This window comes from Acrocarpospora macrocephala, assembly GCF_009687865.1.
Lineage (GTDB): Bacteria > Actinomycetota > Actinomycetes > Streptosporangiales > Streptosporangiaceae > Acrocarpospora > Acrocarpospora macrocephala.
Genome location: NZ_BLAE01000070.1, coordinates 53546 through 63937, shown reverse-complemented (window position 1 = coordinate 63937; position 10392 = coordinate 53546). Strand labels below are relative to the sequence as shown.

Here is a 10392-nt window from a genome sequence, read left to right as displayed (position 1 = left end):
GAGATCGACACCCTCGACGGCCAGCTCCAGCCCATGGTCGAGCGAGTCCGGCCCGACCTGCTCGCCGTTCACGGCGTCGGCGTGGAGACCGCCGCGCAGCTCCTGGCCGTCTGCGGCGACAACCCCGACCGGCTGACCAGCGAAGCGGCCTTCGCGTCCCTGTGCGGCGTCTCGCCCGTCCCGGCCTCCAGCGGCCGCACCACTCGTCACCGCCTCAACCGCGGCGGCGACCGGCAAGCCAACCGCGCCCTGTACACCATCACACTCGTCCGTATGAGCCACGACCCGAACACCCGCGCCTACGTCAAACGACGCACCAAGGAAGGCCTCTCCAAACGAGAGATCATCCGCTGCCTCAAGCGATACATCGCACGCCAGCTCTACCGGATACTGACCCACCCGAAAACCCAGCCCAGCACACGAAAAGATCTTGCTCCAGCCGCTTGACAGGACATAGGAGCATCAGCCCTTCGATTCCCCCTCGGGCTCCGCCCGAACCCGTCATCGCCGTGGGTTCCCACACGACTCGACAACCACAGCACCCGGGGTTCCCCCACCTGCCCAACCCACTGCTTATCCTCGGGCTCCACCCACCCCCGCCAACACCGTGGCTGCCAGACGAAACGACAACCACGTCGCCCGCGCGAGCGCCAGCCCGGCAGGGGCAAAGTCCCCGCGCGAGCGGCCGGCCCGGCAGGGCAAAGTCGCCCGCGCGAGCGGCCGACCCGGCAGGGGCAAAGTCCTCGCGCGAGCGCCAGCCCGGTAGGGGCAAAGTCCCCGCGCGAGCGCTGGCCCGGCAGGGCAAAGTCGCCCGCGCGAGCGGCCGGCCCGGCAGGGCAGGGCAGAAGGGAGGGTGGGTGGGTGGGAGAACCACGGTGATGCGACTGTCGTTTCCTTGGGCAGTCACGGGGATGGCGGGGTCGGGCGGAGCCCGAGGGAAACAAACGGGCTGGGTGGGTGGGAGAACCCGGCAATCACCACTCTGGCGAGGTCCGGAATCGGGTGGGATATGGTCGCTGGTCGTGTCTGAATGGGTGGATTTGCGGCATCACGGGGATCGTGAGGTTGCGCCAGGGTTAGTGGATCTCGCGGTGAATGTCCGGCAGGGGATGCCGCCAGGATGGCTTGCGGACGTGGTGCGTGATGCTGTCGGCGATCTCGCGGCTTATCCGTCTGGGGATCGGGCCAGGGCCGCGGTGGCGGAACGGCATGGGCGTGATGTCGATGAGGTGCTGCTGACGGCTGGCGCGGCAGAGGCGTTCGTCCTGTTGGCGCGGGTGCTTCGGCCTCGGCGGGCGGTGGTGGTGCATCCGCAGTTCACCGAGCCGGAGGCTGCGCTGGCGGCTGCGGGACATCGGGTGGAGCGGGTCATCCTGTCGGGCGCGTTCATGCTGGATCCCGAGCTCGTGCCGGAGGACGCGGATCTGGTGATGGTCGGCAACCCGACAAATCCCACTTCGGTATCGCACCCGGCGAGGATTCTCCGGAGCCTTATCCGCCCAGGCAGGACGTTGGTGGTAGATGAGGCGTTCGCGGATTGTGTCCCCGGAGAACCGGAGTCACTGGCATCCGTACAACTCCCCGGATTGATCGTGATCCGCAGCCTGACGAAGACCTGGGGACTGGCGGGGCTGCGAATCGGGTACGTGCTCGCGGACGCCCCCACGATCACCCAACTGACGGAGGCCCAACCGCTCTGGGCCGTCTCCACACCGGCTCTGGCCGCAGCGGAAGCCTGCATGACCCCTCAAGCGATCGCGGAAGCCGAAACATGGGCCAGACAACTAGCCACAGACCGTGACTACCTGGTCTCCGGCCTACGGTCGCTGGGAGCGCACATCGTCCCCAACCCCCAAGCGTCATTCGTCTGCGTACGACTCCCCGCAGTGCGGCTGCCCTTACGCGAGAAGGGATTCGCCGTCCGCCGCGGCGACACGTTCCCCGGACTAGGCGAGGACTGGATCCGCATCGCCGTACGCGATCCGGACACCTCGGACGCGTTGCTCAAAGCATTGGAAGTCACAATGAACACGTCCCCCACGCGCTGAGGAGTGCCCCGTGCCGAGCCGTACCCGACTGACCGAGACCATCGCGGCGATCAGCCCACCGGACGCGGCGGCGATGGCCGAGGCCAGAGCCCATCAGGACCGGCTCACCAAACCACGCGGATCACTCGGCGCCCTGGAGGACGTGGCCGTCCGGCTCGCCGGAATCGCCGCGCTCTCGCCGCCCCCACTCCCGGAACCCGCCGCACTGGCCATTTTCGCCGCCGACCACGGCGTCCACGCGCAGGGCGTCAGCCCATGGCCCCAGGAGGTCACCACCCAAATGGTGGCCAACTTCCTCGCCGGCGGCGCCGTCGCGAACGCCTTCGCCGCCCAGGCGGGCATCTCGGTCACCGTTGTCGACGTCGGCGTCGCCACCGACCTGCCCCCCGCCCCGAACCTCCTCATCCACAAGACCGGGTACGGCACCGCCGACCTCTCCCAGGGCCCCGCCATGACCGAAGATCAGGCCCTGACCGCCCTCCACTCCGGCATCGAAACAGCCACCACCTTGATCGCCGACGGCGCCCGCTGCCTCGTCACCGGCGACATGGGCATCGCCAACACCACCGCATCGGCCGCCCTGATCTGCGCCTTCACCGGCCGCGACCCCGCCGAGGTAACCGGCAGGGGAACCGGCATCGACGACGCCACCCTCCACCACAAAATCGCCATCATCCGTCAGGCCCTAACAAAGAACACAATCCTCGGAACCCCTCCACCGACATCAAGTGACAGCCCTCAATCACCACCCGCAGAACCCAAAACGCCAACTCCTACCCGTCACCCCGAAACCACAGCATTTCCCCCCGCCGACGTGGCTGCTGCGGCAGTTCCGCGCGCTGATGTGGCTGCTGCGGTGGACCCACACCCCGATGTGGATGCTGCGGCCGTTCTAGGCGATGACACGGGTGTCGCGGTGCTTTCACACGTTCACGCGGAGACCAGTGCGCTGTCACACTCTGACACTGCTGGGGCTCCCGACGCGCGGGGCGAGATCGCCGTAATGACTGGAGATCAGGCCCGGGCCCTGCGCATTTTGGCGGCTGTCGGGGGTTTTGAGCACGCGGCGATTGCCGGGTTTGTGCTTGGCGCCGCCGCGCAGCGCATTCCCGTCGTGCTGGACGGGGTGATCGCTGGAGCGGCGGCACTGGTGGCGGTGGCTTTGGCGCCGGAGGCGGTCGGATACTGCATCGCCGGACATCGCTCCGCTGAACCCGGACACACGGCGGCGCTGGAGTTCCTCGGCCTACGCCCACTCGTCGATCTCGAACTCCGGCTCGGCGAGGGCACAGGAGGACTGCTCGCCCACCCGCTGGTCGTCGCCGCAGCACGCGTCATGCACGACGTCGCCACCTTCGACTCCGCCGGCGTGTCCGACAAAACCTGAGCGGCGAGTTCACCGACAGGAGGCAAACGCCCGGACCCATGACGCCTGCGGACAGCCTCGTGGACGAGGGTGACACCGGGGCTCATGTGGCTGTTTGGCGAGTCGGGTATTTGATCGGTGGATCAGGTCCTAGGTGGATGATGGCGGTATGGCTAGGTATGGGCCCATGTTCGGGCCGGATATCACGTTCCTTGGTGTTGATCGCTGCGACCTGACCGATCCGAGTACCTTCGCGGGGGCCGACGTCGTTATCGTCGGGGCGCCTTTCGACGGCGGCACCAGCAATCGGCCGGGCGCACGGTTCGGGCCGCAGGCCCTGCGGCAGGCGTGCTACCTGAGCCATGACGGATCCCGGCCGAGCATGGCCCTGCGCGTGGACGGCCTGAAAGACCTCAAGGTCCTCGACGCCGGTGACGTGGAGTGCTACTCGGGCGACCTCGAGAACTCGATCAAGGACATCGAGGCCGCCGTCTACACGATCGCCCAGTCCGGCGCGATTCCGGTGATCCTCGGCGGCGATCACACCATCGCGCTCCCCGACGCTCGTGGCGTAGCACGTCACCACGGCTTCGGCCGCATATCCATGATCCACTTTGACGCCCACGCCGACACCGGTGAGATCGAGTTCGGCCACCTCTACGGACACGGCCAGCCCATGCGCCGCCTGATCGAATCCGGCGCGATCCGCGGCGACCGCTTCCTCCAGCTCGGCCTGCGCGGCTACTGGCCCGGCCCGGAAATCCTCAGCTGGATGGCCCAGCAGAACATGCGATCGTACGAAATGACGGAAATCGTCGCCCGAGGCCTCCCCGACTGCCTCACCGAGGCGTTCACGATCGCCCTGGACGACTGCGACGGGATCTTCCTCTCGGTCGACATCGACGTCTGCGACCCGGGCCACGCCCCCGGCACGGGCACCCCCGAACCCGGAGGCCTGACCGCCCGCGAACTTCTCGACGCCGTTCGCCGCATTTGCTATGAGTTGCCAGTCCTCGGCGTCGAGATCGTCGAGGTCGCTCCGCCGTACGATCACGCGGACATCACCGCCTTCCTCGGAAACCGTGTCGTCCTCGAAGCACTGTCCGCGATCGCCCGCCGGAGAGAGGTCGCCGCAGGAGGGGAGCCCTGGGATCCCAGGAAGCCCCTGCTCGAAGGCCGATAAGAAGCATCTCGTAAGTGCCGTCACAGGTCAGGCGGTAGGTTTACCTCCTAACGGACCTGTGTTGACCCAATGGGGAGAGATGGCGCCCTATCTGCTCGGACTGCGGCTCGACGGCCGGCGGGTGCTGGTCGTCGGAGGCGGACGTGTCGCCCAGCGGCGGGTGCCCGCGCTCCTGGACGCGGGGGCGTCGATCACCCTGGTCTCGCCGAGCGTCACCCCTGCCCTGGACGACCTGATCGCCGACGGCCGTGTGGTCTGGGAACGCAGGCCGTACCAGCCGGGGGACTGTGACGGAGCCTGGCTGGTGCACGCCTGCACCAGCAACCGCGACGCCAACATCGCTATCGCCGCCGAGGCCGAAGCGAAACGCATCTGGTGCGTCCGCGCCGACGACAAGGACGCCTCCGCCGCCTGGACCCCGGCCAGCGGCAGGGTCGACGAGGTCAGCGTCGCGATCACCGCGGGCGGCGACCCACGCCGCGCCGCCGGCATCCGCGACGCCGTCGTCAGCGCACTCCGGGACGGTACGGTCGACGCTCGCCGCCACCGCACCAAACCGGTCGGCGTCGCCCTGGTCGGCGGCGGCCCCGGCGACCCCGGGCTGATCTCAGTACGCGGGCGCCAGCTGCTGTCCCAGGCCGACGTGGTCGTGGCCGACCGCCTGGCCCCGCGCAGCCTGCTGGACGAACTGCCGCCCGACGTCGAGCTCATCGACGCGGCAAAAGTTCCGTACGGGAGGTTCCTGTCCCAGGAGCGGATCAACGAACTCCTTGTCGAGCATGCCAAAGCCGGGCGTTTCGTGGTCCGGCTCAAGGGCGGCGACCCGTTCGTCTTCGGGCGCGGCGGCGAGGAGATGATCGCGTGCGCGAAGGCGGGAGTGCCGGTCATCGTGGTGCCGGGCATCACCAGCGCGGTCGCGGTCCCCGCCGCGGCGGGGGTTCCGGTCACCCATCGGGGAGTGAGCCAGGACTTCCATGTCGTGTCCGTGCACGTGCCGCCGGGGCATCCTGAGTCGAGCGTGGACTGGAAGGGATTGGCGCGATCCCAGGGAACCCTGATACTTCTGATGGCGGTTGAACGTCTCGCGGAGATCGCGGAAACTCTGCAAGGTGACGGACGTTCGCCGGAAACTCCCGTAATGGTGGTACAGGACGGTACTCTTCCCACCCAGCGCACAGTAATCGCCACCTTGTCCACCGTGGCGGAGCGAGTGACCGCCGCCGGGCTTCGGCCCCCGGCGATCGTGATCGTCGGGGACGTCGTCGGAGTCGGCCAGGAGATTGAGATGGTGCGAGCGGAGAGGGTCCCGTGAAGTCGGCCCCCAACGTGCCCGGACACGAGCATGCCTCCGGTGACGCACCGGGTTACCCAATGATCGGCACCACGGGAGATACCGTGAACGACGAGGTCGACGAGGGCCCCGGTGAGCAGACGGCGTCGTTCCGCGCCATCCGGCCCGACGACCCACCCCCTGGTTCCACCCCGGAACCGGTGATCAACCAAGCGGTCAGAGCGAAGGTGCTGGCCGCCCAGGAGGGCACCTCCGGCAAGAAGACCGAGAGCGCTTGGGCTCATCTGTCGGTCAGCGCCACTCCAGCCGAGGAGCCCACCCCCGAACCCGCCGCTTCCGACCCGGAAAACGCGGAACAAACCACTCAGGCCACCACAGAGCCCGACAATACAGAACAACCCTGGAGCTTCTTCCGGAACCCCGCCAAGACTGGCTCTGCGCCCCGTCCTCACACCGATGCGGCGACTCCCCCAGCTGACGCCGTGGACTCCTCGGATGACACCCCAGGATCCGACGAAGACCGAGCCGATTCGCCGGCCGACGGCGCCTCGGGAGACGGCAAGAACTCGGACGACGCCCAGGATTCGATTGATCCCAAGGGTTCGGGCAACGTCAGAGGCTTGGGCGACACCCAGGGTCCGGCCGATCTCAAGGGCCCGCGTGGCGTCAAGGGTTTGGCCGATGTGAGAGATTCGGGCGATGCCGGAAGTTCTGGCGACGCCCAGGGTCCGGCCGATCTCAAGGGCTCGCATGGTGCCATGGGTTTGGCCGATGTGACAGATTCGGGCGATGCCGGAAGTTCTGGCGACGCCCAGGATTCGGCCGATGCCAAGCGTTCCGTGGGTGCCAAGAGCTTGGTCGCCAAGGATCCGGGCGATATCTGGAGTTCTGGCGGCGTCAAGCGTTCGGCCGATGCCCAAGGCTCGGGTACCGCCAGGACCTCGGGCGATCTCAAGGACTCTGGCGATGACGGAGGCTCCCCGAGTGGTGTCCAGGATTCCCCGGATGCTGTCTCGGATGGCGATGCGGACTCCTTCGGGGACCCGGTGGCCTCCTCGGGTGAGGGTGCCGACGGTGGTTACGGGAGTGACGCCGGTGATGTGGCCCGGGTGAAGAGTGGAACGTTCGCGCGGGCCGTGCAGGAAGAGAAGTTGCCTGAGACGGTGTCGGCGGCGTTGACGGCGGCTCTGGCCCAGCTCAGGGAGGCCGTCACCGGGTTGCACTTCGGGCTTGACGTGCCGGGAGCCGATGAGGCGCGCAAGTCGCAGGCCGCGGTGCTGACGCAGCTGGACGACTACGTGATCCCGCGCGTGCACATGAGCACGGCTCCGGCGCTGGTCGTGGTCGCGGGCAGCACCGGCGCGGGCAAGTCCACCCTGGTCAACACGCTCGCCGCGCAGCAGGTCAGCGCCACCGGGGTCCGCCGCCCGACCACCGGCACACCCGTCCTGGCCTGTCATCCGGACGACCGCGACTGGTTCGTCAAGGGCGACCTGCTCCCCGGCCTGAGAAGGCTGGACAAACCGGGCGAGGGCGCGGGGCTCGACAGCATCGTGATCGCCCCGACCGAACGACTGCCCCAGGGCGTCGCCCTGCTCGACACCCCCGACATCGATTCGGTCGTCGAGGAACACCACCAGATCGCGCACCGCATGCTCGACGCCGCCGACCTGTGGGTGTTCGTCACCACGGCCGCCCGATACGCCGACGCGCCCTCCTGGGGCCTGCTCCGGCTGGCCAAGGAGCGCAACGCCCGGCTGGTGATCATCCTGACCCGGGTCCCGCCCAAGTCCCGCGACGTGATCGTGAAGCACTTCGTCCGCATGCTCGACGAATACGGCCTGGGCGAGGTCGAACGTTTCATCGTCAACGAGACCACCGTCACCAATGGCAGGCTGCCCGACGACCAGGTCACCGAGCTGCGGATGTGGCTGGCCGAGCTCTCCGTGGACGACCAGCGGCGCACCCACGCCGTGCAGATGACCCTGAACGGCGTGCTCAACAGCTTCCGCAACCGCGTCCCCGCACTCGCCCGGCACCTGGAGACCCAGGTGGCGCTTCGCGCGGACCTGCGCTCGGACGTGGACTCCGCATACATGAGCGCGCTGGCCGAGATCGACGAGGCCACCAGGAACGGCTCGCTGCTGCGCGGCGAGGTGCTGGCTCGCTGGCAGGACTTCGCCGGCTCTGGTGATCTCATGCGCACGTTACAGCTCCGCCGCGCGTCCAAAGCGGGCCAGCAGGGCCCGGAACGACTGCGCGCGCTCAAGGGCGCCCTGCACACCGGCCTGGAATCCGTGATCACCTCGGCTGCCCAGCGCGCTGCCGAGGAGGTCGTCACCCGCTGGCGGCAGCGTGCCGGAGCGGGGGACAAACTGGCCGCCCTCCCCGGTCTCGGCCGCCCGACCGAGGAGGCCGTGCGCCGGACCTCCCGCATGGTCACCTCGTGGCAGGACCACGTGACCGAGCTGATCAGAACCGAGGGTGTGACCAAACGTTCGGTGGCCAAGCTCGTCTCCTTCGATGTGCAGTCATTGGCGTTGATCTTCACGGTGGGGCTGCTCGGATACGGCACCACCGACGTGTCGGTCGGCTCCGGCAACAGCGCCCTGCCGCAGCGGCTGCTGCGCGGGCTGCTCGGCGCCGAGTCGCTGCGCAGCATCAGCGCCAAAGCGCGCAGCGACCTGCGGGCCAGGATCGGCCTGCTCTTCGACGATGAGACGCTGCGCTATGTCGACGCGCTGGACAGCGCCGGGATCCCGGACGAAGCCGCGGCAACCCGGCTCTACCAGGCCACCTACAACCTCGAGGTAGCCCGATGACAATCAGCGCCGAACCCCGGCACGGACTTGGCACCAGGCTCGCCGCCCTCGCCAGGGTGGTCGAGCTGGGCCAGGGACGGGTCGATCCGGAGCTGCTCGATGAGGCCACCCAGCTCCTGCTGCGGGCCGGAAACCGGCTCAAACTTTCACCTGACCACACCGTGGTGGCGCTCGCCGGGGGCACCGGCAGCGGCAAGTCATCCCTGTTCAACTCGGTCTCCGGGCTCGAGCTGTCGCCGACCGGCGTACGCCGCCCGACCACGGCACGCACGCACGCCTGCGTGTGGGGGCTGGAGGGGGCCGCGCCGTTGCTGGACTGGCTGCAGATCCAGTGGCGGCACCGGTTCGCCCGGGCCAGCGCGCTGGACAAGGGCGAGAGCCAGTTGCACGGCCTGATCCTGCTCGACCTGCCCGACCATGACTCCATCAGGGCGCTCACCGACACTGAGGCGGACCGGCTGATCACCGCCGCCGACCTGATCGTCTGGGTGCTCGACCCGCAGAAATACGCCGACGCGGCCACCCATCGGCGCTACGTGACCGAGCTGGCCGGGCACGACGCCGTGACCGTCTTCGTGCTCAACCAGGCCGACCGGCTGACCCCGGAGGAGCAGGCCATCTGCGTGGCCGACCTGGAGGAGCTGCTGGAGCGGGAGGGCGTGGCCAACCCGAAGGTGGTCGCCACGTCGGCGACGACCGGCAAGGGCATCGACGGCCTGAAGGCCGTGCTGGCCGATTCGGTGAGCGCGCGCCGGGCCGGATACCTCCGCCTGGAGGCCGACCTGGACAAGCTCATGCTGCGGGTGGCCAAGGACATGCCCGACCTGCTGCACGTCGAGCCCACCGTGGACGGCGCCCGCCGGGCCGGGCTCGCCGACGCGCTGTGCGACGCCGTCGGCGCGGCCGCGGTCGGCGAGGCCATCGAGAACGTCTACGGCGTGCGCTCGATCGACTGGGTCGGCTGGCCCTACGCCCGCTGGGCCGCCATGTTCCGGCCCGACCCGCTGAAGAGCCTGCGCCTCGGCGACGTCAAGGACGACATCCGCACCCTCGTCGGCGGCTCGGTCCGGGCCCAGCCCGCCGAGGTGGACAACGCCGTCCAAGCGCTGTCGGACGGGCTCAGCCAGGGCATGCCCGAGATCTGGCAGGACGGCGTCAGGGACGCGGCCCGCTCCCGATCCGGCCAGCTGCCCAAAGTGCTGACCGACGAGCTGGGCGAGATCGCGCCGCCGCTGGACCGGGTGCCCGCCTGGTGGTGGCTGGCCAAGATCTGGCAGTACCTCCTGGTCCTGCTGTTCCTGGCGGGCCTGGGCGTGACCGGCGCGATCGTGTTCTACGGCGTCTTCGAGGCCGGGCCGCCGCCGACCGACCTGCTGGGCGACGTCGGGGTGCTGCCGTGGGTGCTGCTCATGATGGCCAGCGTGCTCGGCGTCGGCCTGCTCTCCGCGGTGGCCAGCCGGAACTTCATCGTGCTCGCGGCCGGGTCCGAGCGGGACCGGCTGGAGCGGGACATGCGGCGGCGGGTTTCCGGCGTGGCGCAGGAACTGGTCGTGGAGCCAGTGGAGCGCGAGCTGCAGCGCTACAACGATTATCACGAGGCATTGAATACCGCGAAGTTCTGACAGCCCGCTTCGAGCCCTGTGGATAACGCCCGTTATCCACAGAGCGTCGTTCGGTCGCTT

General features: G+C 68.8%; 7 protein-coding genes. All 7 read left to right on the top strand.

Annotated elements, in window-relative coordinates; all coding sequences use genetic code 11:
* A partial coding sequence (locus tag Amac_RS43505) for a transposase (RefSeq protein ID WP_155360300.1) occupies nucleotides 1–447 on the top strand: 447 nt, incomplete at its 5' end.
* Nucleotides 448–1016: 569 nt separating this feature from the next.
* Nucleotides 1017–2048, top strand: a complete 1032-nt coding sequence (gene cobC, locus Amac_RS43500; RefSeq protein ID WP_246269077.1) for an Rv2231c family histidinol phosphate aminotransferase CobC — start codon at nucleotides 1017–1019, stop codon at nucleotides 2046–2048.
* A 10-nt stretch (nucleotides 2049–2058) separates the two neighbouring features.
* Complete coding sequence (locus Amac_RS43495; protein WP_246269076.1) at nucleotides 2059–3435, top strand: nicotinate-nucleotide--dimethylbenzimidazole phosphoribosyltransferase; 1377 nt, start codon at nucleotides 2059–2061, stop codon at nucleotides 3433–3435.
* Between the two features lie 148 nt (nucleotides 3436–3583).
* Nucleotides 3584–4597 (top strand): agmatinase, encoded by a 1014-nt coding sequence (speB, locus tag Amac_RS43490; RefSeq protein WP_155360299.1) that lies wholly within the window; start codon nucleotides 3584–3586, stop codon nucleotides 4595–4597.
* Between the two features lie 79 nt (nucleotides 4598–4676).
* On the top strand, nucleotides 4677–5909 hold the full coding sequence (gene cobA / locus Amac_RS43485; RefSeq protein WP_155360298.1) for a uroporphyrinogen-III C-methyltransferase: 1233 nt from the start codon (nucleotides 4677–4679) through the stop codon (nucleotides 5907–5909).
* Between the two features lie 83 nt (nucleotides 5910–5992).
* On the top strand, nucleotides 5993–8710 hold the full coding sequence (locus Amac_RS43480; protein ID WP_246269075.1) for a GTPase: 2718 nt from the start codon (nucleotides 5993–5995) through the stop codon (nucleotides 8708–8710).
* On the top strand, nucleotides 8707–10332 hold the full coding sequence (locus Amac_RS43475; RefSeq protein ID WP_155360297.1) for a GTPase: 1626 nt from the start codon (nucleotides 8707–8709) through the stop codon (nucleotides 10330–10332). The genes Amac_RS43480 and Amac_RS43475 overlap by 4 nt, the downstream gene beginning before the upstream one ends.
* Nucleotides 10333–10392: the final 60 nt, after the last annotated feature.